We start from the raw sequence: 26,367 nt of genomic DNA on the forward strand, positions 1-26,367 counted from the left end.
GGCGCAACGGAACCGCTGTGCGGTGCCGTGCGAAGCGATGCGTTCCGCGTTGCGGCGACGCTTCACGGCCGGTTCGGCGAACGCGACGCGCGCGCATCCATTGCGCATCGGCGCATGACGCATCGAATCGGTGAATCGGTGAGTCGAGCCCGCTCGTCCGAACGGCCCGACCGCCGCTGCCGCGGCGTCAGCCGGCCGATCCGGCATCGCGCGCGGACGATGTCGCGCGCGCCGCCCTACCGGCCCCGGCGAAAACGCCTATTGAAGCGAACAGGCGTGCGCCGCGCGTTCGCGTTCGCGTTCGCACTCACGCGCAGGCGTCGTCGCCGCCGCACGCGGCGCGCGACCACCCTCCGCCGAGCGCGCGATACAGCGTGATCGCGTTCGTGAGCCGCAACTGCTTCAGGCGAATCAGCTCCTGCCCGGACTCGAACGTGCTGCGCTGCGCGTCGAGCAGTTCGAGATAGCTCGCGACGCCGCTGCCGTAGCGCCGCTCCGCGAGCCTCAGCCGCTCGGCGTCCGCGCCGTAGACCGCCTGCTGCGCGTCGAGCTGCGCGTCGATCTGGTCGCGGGCCGCGAGCGCGTCGGCGACTTCGCGGAACGCGGTCTGGATCGTCTTCTCGTATTCCGCGACCGCGATGTGCTTGCGCGCGTCGGCGACGTCGAGGTTCGCGCGATTGCGCCCGCCCGCGAAGATCGGCAGCGTAAGCCGCGGCGCGAACGTCCACACGCTCGAGCCGCCCGAGAAGAGTCCCGAGAACGCGTCGCTGACCGCGCCGAGCTCCGTCGTGAGCGCGATGCGCGGAAAGAACGCGGCGCGCGCGGCGCCGATGTTCGCATTCGCCGCGACGAGCCGCTGCTCGGCCTGCCGGATGTCCGGCCGCTGCTCGAGCAGATCCGACGACAACCCCGGCGACACCGCCGCGACCGCAAGCGCGTCGAGCGCGGGCGCATCGGCGGGCAGCGTCGTCCTGAAGTCGCCCGCGAGCAGCTTCAGCGCACTTGTCGCCTGCGTGTGCTCGCGCTCGAGCGCCGCCTTCGACGCGCGCGCCGAAGCGACGAGCATCTCGGCCGTGCGCAGCTCGATCGCCGTGCTGGTGCCGGCCGCATAGCGGCGCCGCGTCAGCGCATACGTCGCGTCGCGCGCGGCGAGCGTGCGCTCGGCGAGCTTCAGCTGATCGACGAGCGCGCGTTCGGTCACGTACGCGGACGCGACTTCGGCAATCAGGCTGATGCGCGCCGCGCGCCGCCCTTCGGCCGTCGCGAAGTATTCGGCGAGCGCCGCGTCGGACAGGCTCTTCACGCGGCCGAACAGATCGATCTCGAATGCGCTCACGCCGACGCCCGCGCGATACAGCGTGCTCGTCGCGCTCTCGCGCAGCACCGGGTCGTACTGGCGCGTGCGCTCGTAGCCGAGATTGCCGTCGATCGACGGCAGCCGGTCCGCGCGCGCGACGCCGTAGAGGCCGCGTGCTTCCTGAATGCGCAGCGTCGCGATCCGCAGATCGCGGTTGTTCGCGAGCGCCGTGTCGATCAGCGCGCGCAGCGACGGATCGGTGAAGTACGCGCGCCAGTCGTCGAGGCGCGTGTCGTGCGTGTCGTGCGTGCCGGCCGTTTCGCGCGCATCGCCGGCATCGCGCGCATCACGCCCTCCGCGCCCGGCCGCCGCCGCATCCGATGCCGTCGCGTCCGCGCCCCGCGGCGCGCCCGCCGCCGCGGGCGCGTAGCTCGCGGGCACGGGCGCGGCCGGCCGCTCGTAGCGCGGCGCGAGCGTGCAGCCCGCGACGAGCGCCGCCGCGAGCGCAATCGGCCACGCCCGCAGTCCATCCGGCTGCCGCAGGCGGCGTCGCTCGCCCTGCAAGGACAGACGTTTCATCATCACTTGATCTCCAGTGCCGCGTGCGCGCCGCCGCGCCGGCGCGGTCCGACGTCGAACACGCGGCCGACGCACACGAAAAAGAGCGGGACGAGGAAGATCGCGAACAGCGTCGCGCTGACCACGCCGCCGAGCACGCCCGTGCCGATCGCGACCTGCGCGCCGGACGCCGCGCCCGTCGCGAACGCGAGCGGCAGCACGCCGACGCCGAATGCGAGCGACGTCATCACGATCGGCCGCAGCCGCAGCCGCGCGGCTTCGAGCGCGGCGTCGGCGAGCGACATACGTTGCGCAACCAGATCCTTCGCGACCTCGACGATCAGGATCGCGTTCTTCGCCGACAGCCCGATCGTCGCGATCAGCCCCACCTTGAAGTAAATATCGTTAGGCATCCCGCGCAGCGTCACGCCCGCCACCGCGCCGATCACGCCGAGCGGCACGACGAGCATCACCGCGAACGGAATCGACCAGCTCTCGTACAGCGCCGCGAGCGCGAGGAACACGACGAGCACCGACAGCGCGAACAGCATCGGCGCCTGCGCGCCCGACAGCCGCTCTTCGAACGACTGCCCGGACCACGCATAGCCGACGCCCGCCGGCAGCGTCGACGCGATCCGCTCGATCGCCGCCATCGCCTCGCCGCTGCTGTGCCCCGCCGCGGCCGAGCCGTTGATCGTGAACGACGGAAAGCCGTTGTAGCGCGTCAACTGCGGCGGGCCCATCGTCCAGTGCAGCGTCGCGAACGCGGACAGCGGCACCATCTCGCCCTTCGCGTTGCGCACGCGCAGCTTCGTCACGTCGCCGGGATCGAGCCGGTGCAGCCCGTCCGCCTGTACGATCACGCGGCGCACCTGCGCGCCGTGCATGAAGTCGCCGATGTAGTCGGAGCCGAACATCACCGCGAGCGTCGCGTTGATCTCGTCCATCGACACGCCGAGCGCCGACGCCTTCGCGCGATCGATGTCGAGCTTGAGCTGCGGCGCGTCCTGCGTGCCGGCGAACATCAGATCGGTCAGCACGGCGTTCGCGTGCCCCTCGGCGAGCAGCTTCTCTCGCGCGGCGACGAGCGCCGCGTAGCCGAGCCCGCCGCGATCCTGCAGACGGAAGTCGAAGCCGCCCGTCGAGCCGAGATCGGGCAATGCGGGCGAATTCATCGCGAACACCGTCGTGTTCGGCGTGCCCGCGAAGTGTTCGTTGATCCGCGCGACGATCGCCTGCACCTGGTCGTGCGCGCGCTTGCGCTCCTTCCAGTCCTTCAGCGTGACGAAGATCATCCCGCCGTTCGGCCCTTCGCCGTACAGGTTGAAGCCGCCGAGCGCGAACGTGTACGCGCTCGGCTCCTTCTTGCGCACGTATTCCTCGACGCGCCGCACGCTCTGCATCGTCTCCGCGAGCGGCGTGCCCTGCGGGCGGATCACCATCACCATGAAGTTGCCCTGGTCCTCGTCCGGCAGGAACGCGGTCGGCAGCTTCGTGAGCAGCAGCGCGGCGCCCGCCGTCAGCGCGCCGTACACGACGAGCCAGCGCAGCGGACGCTTGAGCACCTGGCCGACGCGCCGCGTGTAGCGGTTCGTCGCGCGCGCGACGAAGCGGTTGAACCAGCCGAAGAAGCCGCGCTTCTCGTGATGGTCGTCGGCGACGGGCTTGAGCAGCGTCGCGCACAGCGCGGGCGTCAGCGACAGCGCGAGGAACGCCGAGAAGCCGATCGACACCGCGAGCGCGAGCGCGAACTGCCGGTAGATGTTGCCGACCGCGCCGCCGAAGAACGCCATCGGCACGAACACCGACGTCAGCACGACGGTGATCCCGACGATCGCGCCGCTGATCTGCTTCATTGCCTTCACGGTCGCCTCGTACGGCGGCAGCTTCTCCTCGACCATCAGCCGCTCGACGTTCTCGACGACGACGATCGCATCGTCGACGAGGATGCCGATCGCGAGCACCATCCCGAACATCGTCAGCACGTTGATCGAGAAGCCCGCGGCGAGCATCGCGCCGAACGTGCCGAGCAGCGCGACGGGCACGACGAGCGTCGGAATCAGCGTCGCGCGGAAGTTCTGCATGAAGAGGAACATCACAGCGAACACGAGCACGCCCGCCTCGATCAGCGTCGTCACGACCTTTTGCATCGACACGCGCACGAACGACGACGTCTCGTACGGAATCTGGTACGTGACGCCCGGCGGGAAGAACTTCGACAGCTCGTCCATCGTCGCGCGCACGCGCTTTTCGGTCGCGACCGCGTTCGAGCCCGCCGCGAGCTTGATGCCCATGCCGGTCGCCGTCTTGCCGTTCACGAACGACGGATAGTTGTAGTCGTTGCCGCCGAACTCGATTTTCGCGACGTCGCGCAGATAGAGCGTCGAGCCGTCGGCGCGCGCGCGCAGCGCGATCGCGCCGAACGCGTCGGGCGTCGACAGCGGCGCGTCGGCGAGCACGGTCGCCGCGATCGGCGCGCTGTCCGGCACCGCGCTGCGGCCGATGTCGCCGATCGTCACGCGCGCGTTGTGCGCGCGCACGGCCGTCGCGATGTCGGATGCCGTCAGATTGAGCGCCGCCAGCTTGACCGGGTCCGGCCAGATCCGCATCGCATATTCGGCGCCCCAGAACTGCACCTTGCCGACGCCTTCGACGCGCCGCAGCGCCTGCACGACGTTCGCCGACGCGTATTCGCCGAGCTGCACGGCCGACATCCGTCCGTCTTCCGACGTGAGCGACACGACGAGCTGGATGTTGTCGGCCGCCTTCTCGACGGAAATGCCGTCGCGCCGCACGGGCTCGGGCAGCCGCGCCTCGACGGTCTTCAGCCGGTTCTGCACGTCGACGGCCGCGAGATCGGCGCTCACGCCCTGCTTGAACGTCAGGTACAGCGACGCCTGGCCGGCGCTGCTCGTCGCCGACGTATACAAGAGACCGGGCACGCCGTTCATCTCGCGCTCGATCACGGCCGTGACCGATTCCTCGATGACCTGCGCGGACGCGCCCGGATACGTCGCGTAGATGCTGACGACGGGTGGCGCGATGTCCGGATACTGCGCGACGGGCAGCGCGCGGATCGCGAAGATGCCGCCCAGCATGATGAACAGCGAGATCACCCAGGCGAACACCGGGCGATCGATGAAGAAACGAGCCATGATCGAGTTGTGCTTGTCAGGTTTGGCGCGGCGCGGGCGCGGCGGCCGCAGCCGGCCCGGAGGCCGGTTGCGCGGCCGCGCCGCGCTCGACCGCCTTCACGGTCGCGCCCGCTTCGAATTGCGCGGCGTCGTCGACGACGATGCGCTCGCCGCCGTGAAGCCCGCGCGTGACGATCCAGTCGCGGCCTTTCATCTGCGAGGCCTCGACCGTCACGTCGCGTATCTTTCCGTTCTTGTCGACGACCTTGACGGTCGCGCTGTCGGCGGTGCGCAGCAGTGCGTCGCGCGGCACGAGGAACGCGTCGCGCGCGATCGCGCGATCGAGCGTGATCCGCACGTATGCGCCCGGCAGCAGCTCGCGCTCCGGATTCGGAAAGAGCGCGCGCATCGCGACCGTGTCGGTCGACGGATCGACCGCGAGATCCGCGAACAGCAGCTTGCCCTTGCGCGCATACGTGCTGCCGTCCGGGCGCACGAGCGTCACCTCGACGTCCTGCTGCGCGATGCCCGCCGCGCGGCCGCTCTTCACCGCGCGCCGCAGCGACTCGACGTCGGCGGCCGGCTGCGAGAAGTTCACGTAGATCGGATCGAGCTGCTCGACGGTCGTGAGCGGCGTCGCCTGGTCCTGGCCGACGAGCGCGCCTTCCGTCACGAGCGCGCGGCGCGCGCGGCCGTCGATCGGCGCGGTAACGGTCGCGTAGTCGAGCTGCAACTGCGCACGCGCGAGCTCCGCGCGCGCCTGCGCGACGGCCGCGCGCGCCTGCCGCTCGTCGGCGAGCGCCTCGGTGTGATCGCGCTCGCTGACCGCCCGGTCGCGCACCAGCTCGTCGTAGCGGCGGCGCTTGTCGAGCGCCGCGAGATACGCGGCCTGCGCCTTCTCGAGCGCGCCCGCGGCCGCATCGCGCGCCGCCTTGAACGGCGCGGGATCGATCTTGAACAGCACCGCGCCGCGCTTCACTTCCTGTCCTTCTTCGTACGTGCGCGCGGTCACGATGCCCGCGACCCGCGCGCGCACCTCGGCTTGCCGGTAGGCGTCGAGCCGGCCAGGCAATTCGACCGAGAGCGGCACCGCCGCCGTCTTCGCCGTGACGACGGTCGCCTGGCGCGGCGCGGCCGCCTCGCCGCCGCCGTCGCCCTTGCCGCAGCCGGCGGCGGCGAACGCCGCGACGGCGAGCGCCGCCCACAAGCGGCGCATGCGTGCCCATTCGTATTTCATTGTTTTCCTCGCGATTCGTGCGGCCCGGGACGAACTTGGGGCCGGTCAGGGCGATCGATTATAATCAGTCACGACTGATTAAATAGAGTCGCTTGATAGAATGTCGTAAGAAAGCGACAAGCAATCGAAAGGGAGAATCGACCCACATGGCCCGCAAGACGCGCGAAGAATCGTTGAACACGAAGAACCGGATCCTCGACGCCGCCGAGCTCGTGCTGCTCGAAAAAGGCGTCGGCCAGACCGCGATGGCCGATATCGCGGAAGCGGCCGGCATGTCGCGCGGCGCGGTCTACGGACATTTCAAGGGCAAGATCGAAGTGTGCGTCGCGATGTGCGACCGCGCGTTCTCGCGCGCGGTCGAGGGGTTCGAGCTGTCCGACGAGCGCCCCGCGCTCGCGACGCTGCGCCTCGCCGCGTCGCACTACCTGCATCAATGCGGCGAGCCCGGCTCGATGCAACGCGTGCTCGAGATCCTCTACATGAAATGTGAGCAGAGCGAAGAAAACGCGCGGCTGCTGCGCCGCCGCGCGCTCTACGAATTGCAGGCGCTGCGGATCACGAAGGCACTGCTGCGCCGCGCGGTCCTCGCGGGCGAACTCGACGCGTCGCTCGACGTGCATCTCGCGGGCGTCCATTTCCTGTCGCTGCTCGAAGGCATCTTCGGCTCGATGATCTGGACGACGCGGCTGCGCGGCGACCGCTGGGGCGATGCCGAAGCGATGCTCGACGCGGGCGTCGATGCGCTGCGCGTGTCGCCCGCGCTGCGGCTCGCCAAGGATTGCACGGCACGCGAGCCGGCGCGCGCAATCGCGCACTGAGCGCGCCAACTATCCGCCCCTACATAAAATCGTCAAATGTGCGGAACAATTGCGCGCGCCGCGCGGTCATTTTAGTTGGCGTCGATTCATCATATGGGTTTGAACCCTCGAGAGTCGAATCGCCGTTCGGAGCGGACGTCGTCCGCGTCGTTGGGCCGAACGGTGCGCAGCGGGGCGCGGTCCGGTCGTGATCGCGCCCCGCTGCGTTGAACGCCCAGGCGCTGCCGCCCGCTCCGACGCGAGCCTTTCCGCAGCCGCCCGCCCGCACCCTTTCGTTTCGAACCGCCTTTTTCAAGGATGTGGACACCGTTGGCCAAGCCATTCGCGCATACCGTTTCCGTTTTTTCCGGCGATCCCGCGTCCGCCGCCGAATCGCCGGCCCAAGCCGCCTCCCCCCGCTCGTTCAAACGCAAGCTGCCCGCGGCGAGCGCGCTCGCCGCGCTGATCGCATTCGGTCTCGCGGCGCTGCCCGCCATGTCGAAGTCGCCTGATGCGTCGACCGCGAACGCCGCACGCACGCCGCAGCGCGTGCTCGCCGACGCGCCGTTTCCGAGCGCGCAGCGCTTCGTCACAAACGAACTCGAGCGCATGATCGCCGAGCAGGCGCCGCACGCCGATCCGTTGCAGGCGAACGCCGGCCGAGCCGATCCGGCGGGCGCCGACTCGACGCCGGGCCGGGCCGCGCCGGGCCTGGCGCGGCCCGGCCTCTTCGCCTCGCTCGCCGAGCATCGCAACGCACTGCTCGGCTACGACGGCCGCGCGTTCTCGCTCGCGGATTCCGTGCTCGCGCGGACGGACAGCGGCGTGCGCTCGGGAGCGATCGAGCAGACGCTCGCCGACACGCTCAATCAGCTCGACATCCCGCCCGAAGTGCGGATCCAGATCGGCGACCTGATCTCCAATCGCGTGCAGTCGCACGCGAACGCGCAGCCGGGCGATCGCTACCGGATCGCATTCGACGCCGCCTCGGGCAAGCCGCGCGTGACCGCGCTCGAGCTGCGCGTCGCGGGCCGCAAGTTCGGCGCGATCTGGTTCAAGCCGCCGGGCGCGGCGGGCGGCGCGTACTACGCGTTCGACGGCCAGCCACTCGACGCGCCCGCGCTCACGATGCCCGTCGTCAGCACGCGAATCAGCTCGTATTTCGGCGAGCGCATTCATCCGCTGTCGCACATCCTGCAGATGCACACGGGCGTCGACCTCGCCGCGCCGACCGGCACGCGCGTCGACGCGGCGGCGGCAGGCGTCGTGTCGTTCGCCGGTTACGATCCGGGCGGCTACGGCAAGTACGTCGTGATCGATCATCCGGATCGCACGTCGACCTACTACGCGCACCTGTCGGCGTTCGCGCCGGGGCTCGAGGCCGGGATGACGGTCGCGCAGGGACAGCGGATCGGCGCGGTCGGCTCGACGGGCGCGGCGACGGGCCCGCATCTGCATTTCGAGGTCCGCGTCGACGATCAGCCGGTCAATCCGCTCGTCGCGCTCGCCGACGCGCAGAACACGCTGTCGGCGATGCAGCTCGACGCGTTCCGGCGCGTCGCGAGCGAAGCGCGCTTCCGGCTCGCATCGAGCGGCGCGCGGCCGCTCGGCTTCGCGCAGGTCGACGCGCCGCTGTGGGCCGAGTTCGCGACCGATACGTCGACGCTGCGCGCGATCTTCAACACGCACTACGCGTCGTCGTGACGATGCGGTAGCGCGCAAGCCGCGTGCGCATCGGCGCGCGGCGCTTCGACTCGGGAGATTCGAGCGGTCGCGCCGGCTTCGGCAGATGCTTGCGCCGTCGTGCGATCCGCCGCGCGCATCGTGCGCGATACGACGATGGGCCGAGACTCCCGAGCGAACGCCCCCCCGCGGCGGGAGCACGCCCCGCGCCCGCACCGCCTCCACCGGACGATGCTATCGCTGCCCGCTCGACGCCGGCTGCGCGGCCGCCGCGCCCGATGTCTCGCCGCCTTGCGGCGATCCGCGCCGATGGCGCGCGAGCAGCCACGTCGCCGCGACGTCGAGCGCGGTGCAGAGAATCAGATAGATGACGCCGACGAACAGAAAGACCTGCGCGGGATACACCATCAGCCGATTGTTGACCTGCGTCGCGACGAACGACAGCTCCGGCACGCCGACGATATACGCGAGCGACGTGTCCTTCACGAGCGACACCCACTGGTTGACGAACGACGGCGTCATGATTTTCACCGCCTGCGGCAGCAGCACGTAGCGCACCGTCTGCCAGCGCGTGAGCCCGAGCGACAGGCCCGCCTGCCACTGCCCCGCGCCCGCCGCGCGAATCCCCGCGTGCACCGAATGCGCGAGATACGCGCCGCCGACGAGCGACAGCGCGCACACGACGGCCGCAAGCCCCGGCACGTCGGCATGCAGCAGCACGGGCAGCAGGAAGTACGTCCAGAAGATCAGCATCAGCACCGGAATCGCGCGAAAAAACCCGATCACGACGATGAGCGCGCTGCGCAGCGCGCCCGTGGCGAGCGCGAGCGCGACGCCGCCCGCGACACCCAGCGCGGCCGACGCGAGCGCCGATGCGAGCGCGAGCGCGAGCGACAGCGCGGCGCCGCCGAGCGGGCCGTCGGGAAACGCGCCGACGAGCAGGTACGGCAGGTTGCTCGCGAGTATCGACAGATCCATCGTCAACGCCCCGCGAACGTGCGATCGCGACGCCGGACCGTCCACTGCGCGAGCGCCTCGACGACCGCGACCGCCGCGATGTACAGCACGGTCGACACGCCGAACGCGGCGAAGGTCCTGAAGGTTTCGGTCTCGACCTGGCGCGACGCGTACGACAGCTCGGCGACGCCGATCGCCATCGTCAGCGACGAGTTCTTGATCAGGTTCATGTATTGGCCGAACAGCGGCGGCAACGCGATCCGCACCGCCTGCGGCAGCACGACGAAGCGCAACGTCTGCAGCGGCGCAAGGCCGAGCGCGCTCGCCGCGTGATACTGGCCGGCCGGCACGCCGCGCAGCCCCGCGTGGAATTCCTCGGCGACGAACGCGCTCGTGTAGCAGCTCAAGCCGACCCAGCCGGCAACGAATTCGAACGACGGCCAATGCAGCTCGACGCCGCCCACCGCGATCGCGTGGCGCGCGTTGAGCCACGTCATCACGGGCTCCGGCAGCAGCGACGCGACGCCGAAATACCAGAACAGGAGTTGCACGACGAGCGGCGTGTTGCGAAACGCGACGACATACGCGGCGGCCGCGCGCCTCGGCCACGCGCGCTTCGCATGACGCGCGATCGCGAGCGCGAAGCCAGCGAACGTCGCCGCGACGGCCGCCGCGAGCGACAGGCCGAGCGTCAGCAGGAAGCCCTGCCATAACCACATCAGATACTTGGGAGCGAGCCAGGCGTCCATCTTGTCTGCTTGGGGCCGCCGGTACGGCGGCCGCGTTTGCGTCTCGGGGTTGCGTCGGCCGTGCGCGCCCGCGTGCGGCTCACGTCCTGTGCGGGTGCGGGCCGCATGCGGTCTGCATGCGGCCCGTGCCGACCTCTGCGCGACGTCGAATGCGCGCGTCGTACGCACGCCCGACCTCGCACGCATGTGCGCCGGGCGCGGATCGCGCGCCCGGCGCCCGCGCATCGCTGCGCGTCTTCGGTGCTTGTTCAGCGCTTGTTCAACGCTTGTCACCGATCCTGAAGATCCGCGTGAGCGGCGTCTTCGTGCTCGGCCCGAACCACGCGTCGTAGATCCTGCCCGCGCGGCCGTCCGCTTCGAGGCCCTTCAGCGTGTCGTCGACGAATGCGACGAGCCGCGTCTCGCCCTTCGGCACGCCGACGCCCATGTAGTCGTTCGAGATCGTGAACGCCGGGATCTCGTAGTTCTGCTTGTCCGGCACGTTCGCGAGCAGGCCGATCAGCTTCGGGCCGTCCTGCGTGATCGCCTGCACGTTGCCCGCGCGCAGCGCGGCGAACGCGAACGGCGTGTCGTCGTATGCGACGATCGTCGCCTTCGGATACTTGTCGCGCAACGTGACCTCGTTCGTCGTGCCCTTGTCCGCGCCGATGCGCAGGCCGCTCAACTGGTCGGCCGATTTCAGCACGCCCTTCTTCGCGAGGAACTGCTGGCCCGACGCGAAGTACGGAATGCTGAAGTCGACCTGCTTCGCACGCTCGTCGGTGATCGTGAAGTTCGCGAGCACGAGATCGACCTTGCCCGACGTCAGGAACGGAATGCGGTTCGCGGGATTGGTCGGCTGCAGCTTCAGCTTGACGCCGAGCTTGTCGGCGAGCGCCTGCGCATAGTCGACGTCGAGGCCGACGATGCGGTTCGTCTTCGGATCGACGAAGCCGAACGGCGGATTGCTGTCGAACGTCGCGACGCGCAGCACGCCCGCTTTCTTGATGTCGTCGAGGCGGTCCGCGTGCGCGGCCGCATGCGCGGCGACGAGCGAAAAACCGATGAGCCAGGTAGCGAGAGGCTTGAGTTTCATTGGCGATCTCTTGATCTCTTGTTTTGTCGTGAAGCCGGCGCGCGACGCGTCCGGCCGGATGAGCGACGCAGCGTGAAGCGCCGCGAGTCCGTCACCGTATCAGCGCATGCACCATTTTCGAACCAAGAAATGCTGCTGACCTCAGCAGTTTTCTTGCTATCGCGTGCGGGTGCGCGAAGCAAATGCGCGCGGCGCTCAATGTTGCGCGCCCCAGCGCTTGACGGTCGCGCGCTCGAGCGCGTCGAACACGCCGTGCTCGACGATCAGTCCGATCACGATCACCGCGGCAAGCCCCGCGAACACGCGGTCCGTATAGAGCTCGTTGCGATTCCGGAAGATGTACCAGCCGAGCCCGCCGCCGCCCGCGCTCGCGCCGAACACGAGCTCGGCCGCGATCAGCGTGCGCCACGCGAACGCCCAGCCGACTCGCAAGCCCGCGAGGATCGACGGCAGCGCGGCTGGAATCAGGATCGCGACGACGTGACGCAAGCCCGTCAGCCCGTAATTGCGGCCGACCATCCTGAGCGTCGCGGGCACCGCCTGAAAGCCCGCGAACGTGTTGAGCGCGAGCGGCCAGAGCACCGCGTGCACGAGCACGAACAGCAGGCTGCCCGTGCCGAGGCCGAACCACAGCAAGGCGAGCGGCAGCAGCGCGATCGACGGCAGCGGATTGAACATCGCGGTCAGCATCGTCAGCAGATCGCGGCCGGCGCGCGTCGTCACCGCCAGCGTGGTCAGCGCGAACGCACAGGCGACGCCGAGCGCGTAGCCGCGCAGCAGCACCGACAGCGACGCCGCGATCTTCGCCGGCAGTTCGCCGTTCGCGACGTCGTGCGCGAAGGCAAGCGCGGTCGCGCTGAAGCTCGGCAGCAGCAGATCGTTGTCGATCGCGCGCGCGGCGAATTCCCATCCGGCGATCAGCACGAGCGCGATCAGCGTCTTGCGCAGCCATCCCGCCTCGCGCAGACGCGCGAACGCCGACGGCCTCGCGAGCGGCGCCGAGCCGATGCCGCGCCCGCCGGCGGCGGACGGATCGAGCGTCGAAACGGAGCCGGCCGGCGCAGTCGGCGCGAGCGCGACCTCGTACTCGTCGCGCACGGGCGGCGCGATACGCGTGCTCGTCCTCATGCATGCGTCCCGTGTTCTTCGAACAGCAGCCGATGGATCCGCTCCGCCGTCCGCTGAAAATCCGCGCGCCCGATGCTGCTTTCGTCGAAATGATGGCTGTTGAGCTCCGCGCGCACGCGTCCCGGATGCGGCGACAGCAGCAGAATCCGGTTGCCGATCACGAGCGCCTCTTCGATCGAATGCGTGACGAACAGCAGCGTGAAGCGCGCGTCGTCCCACAGCCGCAGCAGCTCGTGCTGCATCCGCCGGCGCGTGAGCGCGTCGAGCGCGGCGAACGGCTCGTCCATCAGCAGCACGCGCGGCTCCATCGCGAGCGCGCGTGCGATCGCGACGCGCTGCTTCATCCCGCCCGACAGCGTGTGCGGATACGCATCGGCGAACGCGCTCAGGCCCACCTTGTCGAGCGCCGAGCGTGCGCGCTCCGCGGCCTCGGCGCGCGGCAGCTTCTTCGCCGCACGCAGCGGAAACATGACGTTCTCCAGCACCGTCTTCCACGGCGGCAATTGATCGAACTCCTGGAACACGACGATGCGGTCGGCGCCCGGTCCGCGCACCGGTTCGCCCGCGAGCGCGATCCCGCCCCCGGCGGGCGCGACGAAGCCCGCGATCGCCTTCAGCAACGTCGACTTGCCGCAGCCGGACGGCCCCAGCAGCACGAAGCGATCCGCGCCGTAGACGTCGAAGCTCACCTGCTGCGTCGCGCGCACGACGCGCTCGCGGCTGCGGTATTCGAGCGTCACGCGATCGACGGCGAGCAGCTTGCCGCTCGTCGCCCGCCCGCTCGCCGCGTCGGCCGGATTTGCAAACAGGGTTGACGGTTCTGCCGCCATGCGTCGCACTCCATCGCGTCCCGCCGGGACGATCAAAAAAAATGCCCGCTGCGAAAGCGGGCGAGAATCCCAGTCAAGGAGGTGTCACACGAACTACGGGTTCAGAGTAAGGCTCGTGGGCGCTGTGCACAACGAAGCATTTTCGATATCGATATCGCGTGCGTCGCATTGACGCGCCTCGCCGGCTGCGCGAGCGCGCTTTCCGTCTCGCGCTTTCCCTCTCGCGCGCGACGCGCGACCGCGACATGCTCGACGCTCGACGCCCGCCGCTAACCGCCCTGCGCGGTCGCGGGATCGTCGAAGAAATAATCGCGCCAGGTCTTCGGCTCGTTGCGGATCGCGCCGACGCGATGCATGAACTGCGCGAGCGCGAACGTGTTCTGCGGCGCGATCTTGAACTGCACCTGCGGATCCTTGACGATCTTCAGCAGCAACGCGCGATCGGCCTTCGAGCGGTTCACGCGCAGATACGCGTCGACCGCGCCGTCCGGATTCGCCTGCACGTAGCGCGCCGCCTGCTCGAGCGCGGCCACGAACGCGCGGTACGTCTTCGGATTGTCGCGGCGGAATTTCTCGGTCGCATACAGCACCGTCGACGAACTCGGTCCGCCGAGCACGTCATACGAACTCAGCACGACGTGCGCGTTCGGATTGCCTGCGAGCTCCTGCTCCTGGAACGGCGGATTGCCGAAGTGCGCGCTGATCTCGGTGCCGCCCGCGATGACCGCGGCCGCCGCGTCCGGATGCGGGACCGCCTGCGTCAGCTTGTCGAGCCGATCGTACGCGCGGTCGCCCCAGCGCTGCGCGGCGGCGAACTGCAGCACGCGCGACTGCACCGACACCGTCACCGCAGGCACCGCGATGCGGTCGCGCCCGGTGAAGTCGGCGATCGTCTTCACGCGCGGATTGTTGCTGACGAGGTAGTACGGCAGGTTGCCGAGCGACGCGACGCCTTTCACGTTCTGCCGGCCGCGCGTGCGGTCCCAGATCGTCAGGAGCGGCCCGACGCCCGCGCCCGCGACGTCGATCGAGCCGGACAAGAGTGCGTCGTTGATCGCCGCGCCGCCCGACAGCTTCACCCAGTCGACGTCGATCGCGACGCCTTCGGCGTGCCCCGCCTGCTCGATCAGGCGCTGGTCGCGCGCGACGTTCAGCAGCAGATAGACGATGCCGAACTGCTCGGCGATCCGGATGCGCCCTTCGGCGCGGGCCGCGGGCGCGGCGAAAACCGCTGCGGCGGCGAGCGCGGCGGCCAGCAAGGCCGCGAGCGAACGTCGGCCGAAAAACGATGCGCGTGTCATGACGACTCCATGAATTCCGTCGAGACAGCGAATCTAGGGGCGCTCGCGCGCACGGGTCAACGAAGCAAATCCGCTACGCTTATCGGCTGAGGCGATAACGGCGCGCGCATGAAAAAACGGCGCTTCGCGATGACGCGAAACGCCGTTTGCACGCGCGCGGCACGAGTTCCCCGACGCGCCGCCGCCCGAATCGAATCGAATCGAATCGCGCGGCGCTCGCCGAACCGGACGGCCCCCGCCGCGCGGCCGAGCCGCGATCAGGGCTCGTGGCGCAGATATCCTTCCTTGCTCGGATCGCGCATCCGCCACGACACGACGAGCGAGATCGCGCACAGCACGGTCACGTACCAGTAGAAGCTCGATTCGCTGCCGACCGACTTGAACCACAGCGCGACGTACTCGGCCGAGCCGCCGAAGATTGCGTTCGCGACCGCGTACGACAGGCCGACGCCCATCGCGCGCACTTCGGGCGGGAACATCTCGGCCTTGATGAGACCGCTGATCGACGTATAGAAGCTGACGATCGCGAGCGCGACGACGATGAGGACGAACGCCGCAAACGGGCTCGTCACGCCGCCCAGCGCGTGCATCAGCGGCACCGTGCCGATCACGGCGCCCGTGCCGAACAGGATCATCGACATCCGGCGGCCGATCTTGTCCGACAGCGCGCCGAACACCGGCTGCATCAGCATGTAGACGAAGAGCGCGGCCGTCATCACGCTGCTCGCCGTCTTCGCGTGCATGCCCGCCGTGTTGACGAGGTACTTCTGCATGTACGTCGTGAACGTGTAGAAGATCAGCGAGCCGCCGGCGGTGAAGCCGATCACCGTCAGGAACGCACCCTTGTGCTGCCACACGCCGCGGATCGTGCCGGCGTCCTTCGCCTTGCGCGATTCACTCGTCGAGGTCTCGTCGAGCGACTTCCGCAGATACAGCGAGATCAGCGCGGCCGCCGCGCCGACGACGAACGGAATCCGCCAGCCCCACGCCTTCAGTTCGGCCGTCGACAGCGTCTGCTGCAGGATCACGAGCACGAGGAGCGCGCAGAGCTGGCCGCCGATCAGCGTCACGTACTGGAACGACGCGAAGAAGCCGCGGCGGCCCTTGAGCGCGACCTCGCTCATGTAGGTCGCGCTCGTGCCGTATTCGCCGCCGACGGACAGCCCCTGGAACAGCCGCGCGACGAGCAGCAGGAACGGCGCGAACGCGCCGATCTGCGCGTAGGTCGGCAGCACCGCGATCACGAGCGAGCCGCCGCACATCATCAGCACCGAGATCATCATCGCGGCGCGGCGGCCGTGCTTGTCGGCGATCCGGCCGAACAGCCAGCCGCCGATCGGGCGCATCAGGAAGCCCGCCGCGAATACGCCCGCCGTGTTGAGCAGTTGCGTCGTCGTGTTGCCGCTCGGGAAGAACGCCGGCGCGAAATACAGCGCGCAGAACGAGTAGATGTAGAAGTCGAACCACTCGACGAGGTTGCCCGACGATGCGCCGACGATCGCGAGTACGCGGCGCCGGACGTCTTGCCGCGTGACGGCGGCGACGACGATCTGATCATTCATGGATGGTCTTTTCCTTGAGGTTCTCTTGAATGGCCTGGCGGGGATGAACTGCCGCCTTCTTGTTCGACGCACGCGGTGATACCGGTTCCACCTTGGCGTGGCCGCGATTTTAGCGAAATGTAATGTAACTGGCTGCCCGGGATCGCCCGGATGTCGAAAAATAATTTCCGGTCGATCGCTCATCCAGCGAAAACGCGAGCCGGATGGCTCGCGTTTCGTGCAAGGCTCAGGGCCGCGCGCGCCGCGGCGGCGGCGGGCGGAGTGTGAACGACATGAACGGCGTCAATGGCGTCAATGGCGTCAACGACGACGTCGGCGACGTGCGCGCGCCGTCAAAGCCGGATTTCCGGCGCCGTGTAGCGGCATTCGTAGCGCTTGCGAACCGTCCCCGCCTCGTCGACGCTTTCGATAAACACGTCGAACTGCCAGAGCCGCGCCATATGCTTGAGCACCTCGTCGCTGTCGTTCGACAGATGGCGGTTGTCGGTCATGAAATGGCGCAGCGTGAGACTGCGGTCGCCACGCGTATTGACCGACCACACCTGGATGTTCGGCTCGCGGTGATGGATGTCGTACTGCCGCGACAGCGCCTGCCGCACGTACTGGTAGCCGCTGTCGTCGTGGATCGCCGACACCTCGAGCGCGTCGCGCATGTCGTCGTCGAGCACCGAGAACAGGCGCATCTCGCGAATCAGGTGCGGCGACAGATATTGCGCGATGAAGCTCTCGTCCTTGAAGTTGCGCATCGCGTAGTGCATTGCCGGCAGCCACGGGCTGCCCGCGAGCTCCGGAAACCACTGGCTGTCTTCCTCGGTCGGCGACTCGCAGATCCGGCGGATGTCGCTCATCATCGAAAACCCGAGCGCGTATGGATTGATCCCGCTGTAGTACGGCTTCGTCACGGGCGGCTGGTAGATCACGTTGCTGTGCGAATGGAGGAACTCCATCATGAAGCCGTCGGCGAGCTTGCCCTGGTTGTACATCGTGTTGAGCAGCGTGTAATGCCAGAACGTCGCCCAGCCTTCGTTCATCACCTGCGTCTGCCGCTGCGGATAGAAGTACTGGCCGATCTTGCGGACGATCCGGATCACCTCGCGCTCCCACGGCTCGAGGAACGGCGCGTTCTTCTCCGCGAAATACAGCAGGTTCTCCTGCGGCTCCGGCGGATAGCGCCCCTCCTGCTCCTCGGCGAGCTCGGGCTTCTTGCCGGGCAGCGTGCGCCACAGCTCGTTGACCTGCGACTGCAGATACGCCTCGCGCTCGCGCCGCAGCTCCGATTCCTTCGCGAGCGACGGCTTCTGCGGCCGCTTGTAGCGGTCGACGCCATAATTCATCAGCGCATGGCACGAGTCGAGCAGTTCCTCGACGCGGTCGAGCCCGTAGCGCTCCTCGCATTCGGCGACGTAGTTCTTCGCATAGACGAGGTAGTCGACGATCGCGTGCGCGTCGGTCCACAAGCGGAACAGGTAGTTGCCCTTGAAGAACGAGTTGTGCCCGTACGCCGCGTGCGCGATGACGAGCGCCTGCATCGTCATCGTGTTCTCTTCCATCAGATACGCGATGCACGGGTTCGAATTGATGACGATCTCGTACGCGAGCCCCATCTGCCCGCGACGGTAGCTCTTCTCGGTCGACAGGAAGTGCTTGCCGAACGACCAGTGACGGTAGTTGACGGGCATGCCGACCGACGCGTACGCGTCCATCATCTGCTCGGCGCTGATCAGCTCGAGCTGGATCGGATAGATGTCGAGCTCGTACTGCTCCGCGACCTGAGAGATGTGGGTGTCGTACTCCTCGATCAGCTCGAAGGTCCAATCGGACGGACACGGCAGCGGTTTGCGGTCGGCAACGTTCATACGCGCTTCCTTGAGCCCGCTCGCGGGCGCTTCTGCTCCTGGGTGCTGCTCCGCCGCGTCGGGCGATGCGCCGCGCTCGTTTGCGGCGGGTTCCGATGATGCGTCGTCGCTCTTGCGGCGCGGCTCGTAGCCGCGCGCTTCGTTGTGCAGATGGCGTGTCGTCATCAGGTTTCCACGTGCTTTTCAAAGAGTTCGCGAAACACGGGATAAATGTCGGCAGCCGATTCCACTTTCTTCATCGCGAGATGCGGTTGCGACAACGCCAGTTGCGCGTACTCGAGCCACAGGTTCTGCTCTTCGGGCGTCACCTGGATATATGCGAAGTAACGCACCTTCGAGAGGATGTCCTCGTCGAGGATCTTGCGGCACTTCGGCGAATCGTCCGTCCAGTTGTCGCCGTCCGACGCCTGCGCGCCGTAGATGTTCCACTCGGTCGGCGAATAGCGCTCGTCCATCACCTTGCGCATCAGTTCGAGCGCGCTCGACACGACCGTGCCGCCGCTTTCGGTCGAATGGAAGAACGTGTCCTCGTCGACCTCCTCCGCGCGCGTGTGATGGCGGATGAACACGACTTCGATCCGCTCGTAGTTGCGCTTCAGGAACAGGTACAGCAGGATGAAGAAGCGCTTCGCGAGATCCTTGCGCTGCTCGTCCATCGAGCCCGACACGTCCATCAGGCAGAACATCACCGCCTGGCTCGACGGCTGCGGCATCTTCACGCGGTTCACGTAGCGCAGGTCGAACGGATCGATGAACGGAATGCGCCAGATGCGGCCCTTCAGGTGATGGATCGCGTCCTCGAGCTGCGCGATCTCGACGCGATGATCGCCCGACTCCTCCTTCAGCGCGGCGAGCTTTTCCTCGAGCTCGTGCAGTTCGTTGACGAGCGGCGAGCCGAGCGCGATGCGCCGGCCGAGCGCGCTCCTGAGCGAACGCACGACGTCGATGTTGTTCGGCGTGCCCTCGGCCGCCCAGCCCGCGCGGACGTTCTTCCAGCTCGGCACGGTCAGCAGATGGGTCTTGACGAGGCGCGGCAGTTCGAGATCGTCGAAGAAGTACTGCATGAATTCCTCGCGGGACAGCTCGAACACGAAGTCGTCCTGACCTTCGCCTTCGTTGCTCGCCTGGCTGCCGCCGCCTCCGGCGCCGCCCGGCGGCCGCGGAATCTTGTCGCCGCGCACGTAGTCGGCGTTGCCCGGATGCACGATCTCGCGCCGGCCGCCCGGCCCGTGCCGGAACGTCGGCTCCGCGATGTCCTTGCGGGGAATCGTGATGCTCTGCGTGCTCTGGATGTCCTTGATGCTGCGATCGCGCACCGCGTCGGACACCGCGCGACGAATGTAGTTCTTTACGCGGCGCAGGAAGCGCTCACGGTTTGCAATGCTCTTGTTCTTGCCGGCCAGTCTGCGGTCGATGATTTGATGAAGCACGCCCTGTCTCCCGCTCGAATGTCGATACGCCGGGACGCACGCCGCGCACGCGGGGCTGCCGCGATGCGGGCGGCGTCTCTCAAGGTGCCCGCGCGCGGCCGCGCGGGCGTCGCGTCGCGCGCGTCATGACGACTTGCGCACGCGCAGATACCAGTCGCACAGGAGCCGCACCTGCTTCGGCGTATAGCCCTTCGCGACCATCCGGTTGACAAAATCTTCGTGTTTGCGCTGTTCCTCCGCCGAGCCCTTCGCGTTGAACGAAATGACCGGCAACAATTCCTCCGTGTTCGAGAACATCTTCTTTTCGATCACGACGCGCAGCTTTTCGTAGCTGACCCACGCCGGATTCTTGCCGCCGTTCGCGGCCCGCGCGCGCAACACGAAGTTCACGATCTCGTTGCGGAAATCCTTCGGATTGCTGATGCCCGCCGGCTTCTCGATCTTCTCGAGCTCGGCATTGAGCGCTGCGCGGTCGAAGCTCTCGCCCGTGTCGTGATCGCGGAATTCCTGATCCTGGATCCAGAAGTCCGCGTACGTGACGTAGCGATCGAAGATGTTCTGACCGTATTCCGAATACGACTCGAGGTACGCGGTCTGGATCTCCTTGCCGATGAACTCCGCGTAGCGCGACGCGAGCAGATCCTTCACGTACGACAGATACTTCTGCTCGGTTTCCGGCGGGAACTGCTCGCGCTCGATCTGCTGTTCGAGCACGTACATCAGGTGCACCGGGTTCGCCGCGACTTCGGTCGAATCGAAGTTGAACACGCGCGACATGATCTTGAACGCGAAGCGCGTCGACACGCCCGTCATCCCTTCGTCGACGCCCGCGTAGTCGCGATACTCCTGATACGACTTCGCCTTCGGATCGGTGTCCTTCAGATTCTCGCCGTCGTACACCTGCATCTTCGAGAAGAGGCTTGAGTTCTCCGGCTCGTGCAGACGCGTGAGCACCGAGAACTGCGCCATCATCTTCAGCGTGCCGGGTGCGCACACGGCCTCGGCGAGCGACGAGTTGCGGATCAGCTTCTCGTAGATCTTGATCTCTTCCGACACGCGCAGGCAGTACGGCACCTTGACGACGAAGATCCGGTCGAGCAGCGCCTCGTTGTTCCGGTTGTTGCGGAACGCCTTCCACTCGGACTCGTTCGAGTGCGCGAGGATGATGCCGTCGAACGGGATCGCGCCGAATCCTTCGGTGCCCTTGAAGTTGCCTTCCTGCGTCGCGGTCAGGAGCGGGTGCAGCACCTTGATCGGCGCCTTGAACATTTCGACGAATTCCAGGAGGCCCTGGTTCGCGAGGCACAGGCCGCCGGAATAGCTGTACGCGTCGGCGTCGTCCTGCGCGTATTGCTCGAGCTTGCGGATGTCGACCTTGCCGACGAGCGACGAAATGTCCTGATTGTTCTCGTCGCCGGGCTCGGTCTTCGCGATGCCGATCTGCCGCAGGATCGACGGATAGCGGCGCACGATGCGAAAGCGCCGGATGTCGCCGTTGTACTCGTGCAGGCGCTTGACCGCCCACGGACTCAGGATGCTCTTCAGGTAGCGGCGCGGAATGCCGTACTGCTCTTCGAGAATCGGACCGTCTTCGTCGTAGTCGAACAAGCCGAGCGGCGATTCGTTGACGGGCGAGCCCTTGAGCGAATAGAACGACACACGCTCCATCAGTTGCTTCAGGCGCTCGGCGATCGACGACTTGCCGCCGCCCACCGGACCGAGCAGGTAGAGAATCTGCTTCTTTTCCTCGAGCCCTTGCGCCGCATGGCGGAAGTAGGCGACGACCTGCTCGATCACCTCCTCCATGCCGTAGAACTCGCGAAACGCGGGGTATACCTTGATCACCTTATTCGCGAAAATCCGCGACAAGCGCGGATCGTTGCGCGTGTCGACCTGTTCCGGCTCCCCGATGGCCGCCAGCATGCGTTCGCCGGCAGTCGCGTACGCCGATGGATCGTTTTTGCAGAGCGCGAGATACTCCTCCAGCGAGAACTCTTCCTCTCGCGTTTTTTCGAAGCGGTTCGCGAAGCTGCTGTAAATATCCATGCTACCTCCTCGCCTGAGTCTGAAGACGATCTTGCCTTCGTATAGATCATGTCGAAGCAGGACCGTTCGATTTCATCCTAAACCCATTTACTTTTTTTTTCACGAACTACTTCAACGGCCTCGCCGCGGTTTTCAACATTGCGGAAAACGCTGCTTGGAAAGCACTTTTTGCTGCTCTAGAATGGTCTTCCCGCATCGCGCCAACGCAGCATCGGCGCTCTCCATTCAGGCAGCGGATCGTCTCGTCCGTTGACGCTCGCCCCGCTCGCCGAACCGCCTTCCCGCTTCTTTTCATATACGCGCGACGCGTCGTTTGCGTCGACGGCGCAAATGCGCCGTTACAATTTTTTTTTGCGGCGCGCGCAACAGTGCGATGCCCCTGACGTCGACGCGGACGATTGCGCGAGTCGGCACGCAGCCGAACGCGCGTCGGTCATGCGCTTGTCATCGCGGACGCGCGTTCGCTCGATGCCCATCTTCGACATGCGCGTTTCGACGCCGAACGCCGACGCGCCGATGCCGCCCTCAGCGGACGTCGCAGGCTCGCACGCCGGAAAACGCGCATCGCCCACGCGCGACGAACGCGCGGACGAACGATCGCTTTCGATGCGAAAACGCCCGCTGGCGGCGGGCGTCGTCGTTTCGTCAAATTGGGGGTAGATCGTTGTCCGATGCGATTTCTCTCTCGAATCAGAAGGTCTCCCAATCGCCATCGCTCGCGGCAGGCGTGGCGGCCGCCGCCGCTGTGCGCGGCGCGGGCTTGGGCTTCGCCGCCGCAGCGGCGTACGCAGGCTTCGCGGGCGACACGGACGGCGCGGGCTTGTGCGCCGCTGCCGCCACGCTCGGCGCACCGGACGACGCGGCAGGCCGGATCGGCGCGGCGACGCTCGCCGCCTTGTGCGCGACGCCGGACGCCGGCCGCATCGGCGCGTGCGAGGCGACGTCGCGCGCGCCGCCGTCGTCGACCCGGAACACCGAGACGGTCGTGCGCAGCCGCGCCGCCTGCTCGTCGAGCGATTGCGCGGCCGCCGCGGCCTCTTCGACGAGCGCCGCGTTCTGCTGCGTGACCTCGTCCATCTGCGACACCGCGCGCGACACCTGGTCGATCCCGCTGCTCTGCTCCTCCGACGCGGCCGCGATCTCGCCCATGATGTCGGTCACGCGCCGCACCGCGCCGATCACTTCGCTCATCGTGCGGCCCGCCTCGTCGACGAGCGTCGAACCCGTGCGCACGCGCTCGACCGACGTGTCGATCAGCTCCTTGATCTCCTTCGCGGCCGACGACGAGCGCTGCGCGAGGCTGCGCACCTCGCCCGCGACGACCGCGAAGCCGCGCCCTTCCTCGCCCGCGCGCGCCGCCTCGACGGCCGCATTCAGCGCGAGGATGTTGGTCTGGAACGCGATTCCCTCGATGATCGAGATGATGTCGGCGATCTTCGCGGAGCTCTGGTTGATGTCGCCCATCGTGCCGACCACCTGGCCGACGACGGCGTTGCCCTTGTTCGCGATCTCCGACGCGCTCGCGGCGAGCGCGCTCGCCTGCCGCGCGCTGTCCGCGTTGCGCCGCACCGTGCCCGTCAGCTCCTCCATGCTCGACGCCGTCTCTTCGAGCGCCGCCGCCTGCTCCTCGGTCCGCGAGGACAGGTCGATGTTGCCCGCGGCGATCTGCTTGGCCGCCGTCGCGATCGATTCGCCGCCGGCGCGCACCGAGCGCACCGTGTCCGCGAGGCTCGTCTGCATCTTCGCGAGCCCTTCGAGCAGAAGCCCCATCTCGTCGCGCCGCTCGACGACGATCGAACGACGCAGTTCACCCGCCGCGATCGCGTCGAAATGGCCGAGCGCGTCGGCGAGCGGCCGCGCGATCGCCGCGCGCAGGCTCAGGAAGCAGTAGAACGCGATCGCGAGGCCGGCCAGGAGCGACACGATGCTCGCGATCCGGCTCGCCGCATATACGCTTTGCGCATCGTTGAAATTGATGCTCGCCTGCTTGAGCTGGAACGTGCGCAGCGTCTCGCCCGCGACCGCGAAGTCGTTGAAGACCGTCTGCATCCGTTTCGCGGCGGCGAGAATCTTGTCGTGGTCATTCGCGTTGACGAGGTCGACGAATGCGTCGAGCTCGCGCTGCAGCACCTGCCGTTTCGCCGCGACGTCCTGTGCGAGGCGATCCTCTTCCGCGCTGCGCGGCAGGTCGAGGTATTTCTTCCACCACGAATCGGAAATCCCGCGCATCTGGCGCGCGCGCTCGATCGTCGGCGTCGCGTCGGGCGTGCCCGCGAGCATCGCCGCGCGATCGAGCACGAGCCGCTCGCGCGCGGCGAACAGCTCGGCGTTCGCGACGTCGATCGCGCTCGGCATCTGGTTCGAGAAGGTCTCGTAATTGGCGTCGTTGGCCCGGCTCATTCCGAACAGGCCGAGCGCGCCGACGACGCACAGCAGAACGGAAAGGAGCGCCATCGTGACGGCGAGGCGCGTCCTGATCGTGAGGTTCTTCAGCAGCATGGTTCTTCCTGTAACGCATCGTGAAGACGACGGGGCCGCCCGACGCAGCCCGCGGCAGCGAAACGTTTGCTCCGCCTGGCTTGGTTTACGGCGCTCGACAGGAAGTCTTGATCCGCGCAGCAATCGATCTGAAGGAAATCTTGTTCGCCACGCGCACCGGCTCGATATTTTCTTTCTTTTTACTTACGAGCGCCGGTGCGGCGTGGCCTGCGTCATGCCCGGTCCGGCACGAACGCGTCGAGCTCGGCGAGCGTCGGAATCGACGGCTGCGCGCCCGCGCGCGTGACCGACAGCGCCGCCGCGCGCTGCGCGAACAGGATCGCGTCGTGCGGCGCGGCGCCCGCGGCGAGCCGCGCGGCGAAGCCGCCGATGAACGTGTCGCCCGCCGCCGTCGTGTCGACGGGGGTGACGCGCGGCGCCGGATAGTGGCGCGCCGCGCCGTCGGCCGTCAGCGCGACCGCGCCCTGCCCGCCGAGCGTGACGATCACATTGCGCGCGCCCGCCGCCGCGAGCGCACGCGCGGCCGCCTCGGCGCTCGCCGGATCGCGCACCGGCAGCCCGGTCAGCGCGGCGGCTTCGACTTCGTTCGGGATCAGGTAATCGACGAGCGGCAGCCAGCCGGCGGGCAGCGGACGGGAGGCGGGCGCCGGATTCAGCACGACCGTCTTGCCGAGCCGGCGGCCGGCGGCAAGCGCCGCACGGACCGCATCCTCGGGCGTCTCCAGCTGGCAGATCAGCACGTCCGCGGCCGCGAGCGCCGCCTCATGCCCGGCGATCGAGTCGGGCGTCACTTCGCCATTGCTGCCCGCGACGATCACGATCGCGTTCTGGCTCGCATCGTCGACGACGATGAGCGCGACGCCCGTCGTCGCCGTCGCGCTGACCGACAGCGCGCCGCAATCGATCCCTTCGGCGACGAGCCCCGCGCGCAGCGCGGCGCCGTGCTCGTCGGCGCCGACGCGCCCGAGCATCGCGACCTGCGCGCCGAGCCGCGCGGCCGCGACCGCCTGGTTGCCGCCCTTGCCGCCCGCCGCCTGCGCGAACGAGCGGCCGGCGAGCGTCTCGCCCGGCTGCGGCAGCCGCGGCGAGCGCACGACGAGATCCACGTTGAGACTGCCGACGACCATCACCCTGCCGCCGCGTGCAGGCGCGGCGCGTTCCGCCGCACGTTCGGGCGCCGCCGTCATCCGCGATACCCGGCGTCGGCCGGCTCCACGTAGACGGTCGTCGATTCGCGCAGCACGAGGCGCGGCGACACGACGCGCCGGCGCTGCGGCGCGCCCGACGCGCCGCAGCCGATCCGCTCGATCAGCGTCTGCGCGGCCATTTCGCCCAATGCGCGCACCGACTGGCCGACCGTCGACAGCGCCGGGTACGTGTAGCGCGACAGCTCGATGTCGTCGAAGCCGATGATCGAGCAGTCGGCCGGCACGCGGATCCCGCGCTCGGCGGCCGCGCGCAGCGCGCCGAGCCCCATCAGGTCGTTGCCCGCGAAGATCGCGCTCGGACGCACGGTGTCGAAGAGGCGCACGGCCGCGTGATAGCCGCCGATGCACGAAAAATCGCTTTCGGCGATCGCGCCCGGCACGATGTCGATGCCGCGCTCGGCCATCGCGCGAATGAAGCCGTGCACGCGCATCGCGCTCACCGCGGTCGACACGGCGCCCGTGATGCAGCCGATCTTCGCGTGGCCGAGCTCGAGCAGATGCCGCGTCGCGAGATACGCGCCGCGCTCGTGGTCGATCTGCACGAGATCCGCGGCGAGCCCCTCGATGTTCCGGTCGACCACGACGAGCGGCTCGCGCGTGTCGGCGAGCGTCTGCGCGAGCACCGCGTCGTCGCCCGCCGACGCGATGATGAGCCCGTCGATGCGCTTTTCCTGCAGCACGCGCAGGTAGTTGCGCTGCTTTTCCGGATCGTCGTCCGAGTTGCACAGGAACACGCAGTAGCCGGACAGCGCGCATTGATCCTCGATGCCGCGCGCGAGCTCGGCGAAATACGGGTTCGTGCTGTTCGGCACCACGAGGCCGATGGTGGCCGTCGAGCGCGCCTTCAGCGAGCGCGCGACGGCCGACGGCACGTAGTTGAGCTCGCGGATCGCCCGCTCGACCTTGGCCCGCACGTCGGCCGACACGGGCCGCGAATTGTTGACCACGTGCGACACCGTCGTAAACGACACGCCGGCGATGGCCGCCACATCCTTGATCGTCGCCATTCCGTTTCTCTCT

Annotated in this window: 19 protein-coding genes; 3 read left to right on the forward strand and 16 right to left on the reverse strand. The window is 68.0% G+C overall.

The features are described 5' to 3' along the window. Nucleotides 1-307 precede the first annotated feature (307 nt). From BG90_RS17220 to BG90_RS17230, 3 genes are read right to left on the reverse strand one after another with little or no spacing between them, the layout of a single operon-like run. A complete protein-coding gene (locus BG90_RS17220) occupies nt 308-1,879 on the reverse strand; it encodes an efflux transporter outer membrane subunit (protein WP_045568249.1) in 1,572 nt (523 codons plus the stop codon). Then, the gene (locus BG90_RS17225; protein WP_010121202.1) at nt 1,879-5,010 is read right to left on the reverse strand and encodes a multidrug efflux RND transporter permease subunit; all 3,132 of its coding nucleotides are present in this window, start codon (nt 5,008-5,010) and stop codon (nt 1,879-1,881) included. Before BG90_RS17225 ends, BG90_RS17220 begins: the two co-directional genes overlap by 1 nt. A 16-nt stretch (nt 5,011-5,026) precedes the next feature. Then, nucleotides 5,027-6,226, reverse strand: coding sequence for a MexX/AxyX family multidrug efflux RND transporter periplasmic adaptor subunit (locus tag BG90_RS17230; RefSeq protein ID WP_045568250.1), 1,200 nt, complete (start codon nt 6,224-6,226; stop codon nt 5,027-5,029). A 146-nt stretch (nt 6,227-6,372) separates the two neighbouring features. On the opposite strand from BG90_RS17230, the gene BG90_RS17235 reads away from it, so the two are divergent. Beyond that, on the forward strand, nt 6,373-7,044 hold the full coding sequence (locus BG90_RS17235) for a TetR family transcriptional regulator (RefSeq protein ID WP_010115587.1): 672 nt from the start codon (nt 6,373-6,375) through the stop codon (nt 7,042-7,044). Between the two features lie 309 nt (nt 7,045-7,353). Next, nucleotides 7,354-8,727, forward strand: coding sequence for a M23 family metallopeptidase (locus BG90_RS17240; RefSeq protein WP_010115589.1), 1,374 nt, complete (start codon nt 7,354-7,356; stop codon nt 8,725-8,727). A gap of 213 nt (nt 8,728-8,940) precedes the next feature. On the opposite strand, the gene BG90_RS17245 is transcribed toward BG90_RS17240, so the two are convergent. The 10 genes from BG90_RS17245 to BG90_RS17290 form a co-directional block, all read right to left on the reverse strand. Continuing rightward, on the reverse strand, nt 8,941-9,684 hold the full coding sequence (locus BG90_RS17245) for an amino acid ABC transporter permease (RefSeq protein ID WP_010115591.1): 744 nt from the start codon (nt 9,682-9,684) through the stop codon (nt 8,941-8,943). Between the two features lie 2 nt (nt 9,685-9,686). After that, the gene (locus BG90_RS17250) at nt 9,687-10,412 is read right to left on the reverse strand and encodes an amino acid ABC transporter permease (RefSeq protein WP_010115593.1); all 726 of its coding nucleotides are present in this window, start codon (nt 10,410-10,412) and stop codon (nt 9,687-9,689) included. 259 nt (nt 10,413-10,671) lie between these two features. After that, complete coding sequence (locus BG90_RS17255) at nt 10,672-11,487, reverse strand: ABC transporter substrate-binding protein (RefSeq protein ID WP_010103854.1); 816 nt, start codon at nt 11,485-11,487, stop codon at nt 10,672-10,674. Nucleotides 11,488-11,682: 195 nt separating this feature from the next. Beyond that, on the reverse strand, nt 11,683-12,615 hold the full coding sequence (locus BG90_RS17260; protein WP_010115595.1) for an ABC transporter permease: 933 nt from the start codon (nt 12,613-12,615) through the stop codon (nt 11,683-11,685). Further along, a complete protein-coding gene (locus tag BG90_RS17265; RefSeq protein WP_010115597.1) occupies nt 12,612-13,445 on the reverse strand; it encodes an ABC transporter ATP-binding protein in 834 nt (277 codons plus the stop codon). The genes BG90_RS17260 and BG90_RS17265 overlap by 4 nt, the downstream gene beginning before the upstream one ends. Before the next feature lie 269 nt (nt 13,446-13,714). Continuing rightward, entirely contained in the window at nt 13,715-14,746 is a 1,032-nt protein-coding gene (locus tag BG90_RS17270; protein ID WP_010115601.1) for an ABC transporter substrate-binding protein, read from the reverse strand. A 257-nt stretch (nt 14,747-15,003) separates the two neighbouring features. Continuing rightward, complete coding sequence (locus BG90_RS17275) at nt 15,004-16,308, reverse strand: MFS family transporter (protein ID WP_010115603.1); 1,305 nt, start codon at nt 16,306-16,308, stop codon at nt 15,004-15,006. Nucleotides 16,309-16,640: 332 nt separating this feature from the next. Further along, on the reverse strand, nt 16,641-18,329 hold the full coding sequence (locus tag BG90_RS17280) for a SpoVR family protein (RefSeq protein ID WP_010103860.1): 1,689 nt from the start codon (nt 18,327-18,329) through the stop codon (nt 16,641-16,643). Then, nucleotides 18,329-19,594 (reverse strand): YeaH/YhbH family protein, encoded by a 1,266-nt coding sequence (locus BG90_RS17285; RefSeq protein ID WP_010103861.1) that lies wholly within the window; start codon nt 19,592-19,594, stop codon nt 18,329-18,331. Before BG90_RS17285 ends, BG90_RS17280 begins: the two co-directional genes overlap by 1 nt. A 123-nt stretch (nt 19,595-19,717) precedes the next feature. Further along, entirely contained in the window at nt 19,718-21,640 is a 1,923-nt protein-coding gene (locus BG90_RS17290; protein WP_010103862.1) for a PrkA family serine protein kinase, read from the reverse strand. A gap of 249 nt (nt 21,641-21,889) precedes the next feature. On the opposite strand from BG90_RS17290, the gene BG90_RS36180 reads away from it, so the two are divergent. After that, a complete protein-coding gene (locus tag BG90_RS36180) occupies nt 21,890-22,300 on the forward strand; it encodes a hypothetical protein (RefSeq protein ID WP_158335900.1) in 411 nt (136 codons plus the stop codon). A gap of 30 nt (nt 22,301-22,330) precedes the next feature. Here the strand turns inward: BG90_RS36180 and BG90_RS17300 are convergent, their stop codons facing one another. The 3 genes from BG90_RS17300 to BG90_RS17310 form a co-directional block, all read right to left on the reverse strand. Beyond that, a complete protein-coding gene (locus BG90_RS17300; protein WP_045568251.1) occupies nt 22,331-24,139 on the reverse strand; it encodes a methyl-accepting chemotaxis protein in 1,809 nt (602 codons plus the stop codon). 212 nt (nt 24,140-24,351) lie between these two features. After that, nucleotides 24,352-25,326 carry a ribokinase gene (gene rbsK / locus BG90_RS17305; protein WP_045568252.1) on the reverse strand — a complete coding sequence of 325 codons (975 nt, stop codon included), beginning with the start codon at nt 25,324-25,326 and terminating at the stop codon, nt 24,352-24,354. Further along, nucleotides 25,323-26,354 (reverse strand): LacI family DNA-binding transcriptional regulator, encoded by a 1,032-nt coding sequence (locus BG90_RS17310; protein ID WP_010115617.1) that lies wholly within the window; start codon nt 26,352-26,354, stop codon nt 25,323-25,325. The genes rbsK and BG90_RS17310 overlap by 4 nt, the downstream gene beginning before the upstream one ends. Between the last annotated feature and the right edge of the window lie 13 nt (nt 26,355-26,367).

The organism is Burkholderia oklahomensis C6786 (genome assembly GCF_000959365.1).
GTDB lineage: Bacteria > Pseudomonadota > Gammaproteobacteria > Burkholderiales > Burkholderiaceae > Burkholderia > Burkholderia oklahomensis.

Coding starts and splice junctions, on each gene's coding strand:
- BG90_RS17220 (WP_045568249.1), bottom strand. CDS start 1,879: ATGATGAAACGTCTGTCCTTGCAGGGCGAGCGACGCCGCCTGCGGCAG.
- BG90_RS17250 (WP_010115593.1), bottom strand. CDS start 10,412: ATGGACGCCTGGCTCGCTCCCAAGTATCTGATGTGGTTATGGCAGGGC.
- BG90_RS17290 (WP_010103862.1), bottom strand. CDS start 21,640: ATGGATATTTACAGCAGCTTCGCGAACCGCTTCGAAAAAACGCGAGAG.
- BG90_RS17225 (WP_010121202.1), bottom strand. CDS start 5,010: ATGGCTCGTTTCTTCATCGATCGCCCGGTGTTCGCCTGGGTGATCTCG.
- rbsK (WP_045568252.1), bottom strand. CDS start 25,326: ATGACGGCGGCGCCCGAACGTGCGGCGGAACGCGCCGCGCCTGCACGC.
- BG90_RS17280 (WP_010103860.1), bottom strand. CDS start 18,329: ATGACGACACGCCATCTGCACAACGAAGCGCGCGGCTACGAGCCGCGC.
- BG90_RS17265 (WP_010115597.1), bottom strand. CDS start 13,445: ATGGCGGCAGAACCGTCAACCCTGTTTGCAAATCCGGCCGACGCGGCG.
- BG90_RS17260 (WP_010115595.1), bottom strand. CDS start 12,615: ATGAGGACGAGCACGCGTATCGCGCCGCCCGTGCGCGACGAGTACGAG.
- BG90_RS17235 (WP_010115587.1), top strand. CDS start 6,373: ATGGCCCGCAAGACGCGCGAAGAATCGTTGAACACGAAGAACCGGATC.
- BG90_RS17230 (WP_045568250.1), bottom strand. CDS start 6,226: ATGAAATACGAATGGGCACGCATGCGCCGCTTGTGGGCGGCGCTCGCC.
- BG90_RS17275 (WP_010115603.1), bottom strand. CDS start 16,308: ATGAATGATCAGATCGTCGTCGCCGCCGTCACGCGGCAAGACGTCCGG.
- BG90_RS17255 (WP_010103854.1), bottom strand. CDS start 11,487: ATGAAACTCAAGCCTCTCGCTACCTGGCTCATCGGTTTTTCGCTCGTC.
- BG90_RS17270 (WP_010115601.1), bottom strand. CDS start 14,746: ATGACACGCGCATCGTTTTTCGGCCGACGTTCGCTCGCGGCCTTGCTG.
- BG90_RS17245 (WP_010115591.1), bottom strand. CDS start 9,684: ATGGATCTGTCGATACTCGCGAGCAACCTGCCGTACCTGCTCGTCGGC.
- BG90_RS17300 (WP_045568251.1), bottom strand. CDS start 24,139: ATGCTGCTGAAGAACCTCACGATCAGGACGCGCCTCGCCGTCACGATG.
- BG90_RS17310 (WP_010115617.1), bottom strand. CDS start 26,354: ATGGCGACGATCAAGGATGTGGCGGCCATCGCCGGCGTGTCGTTTACG.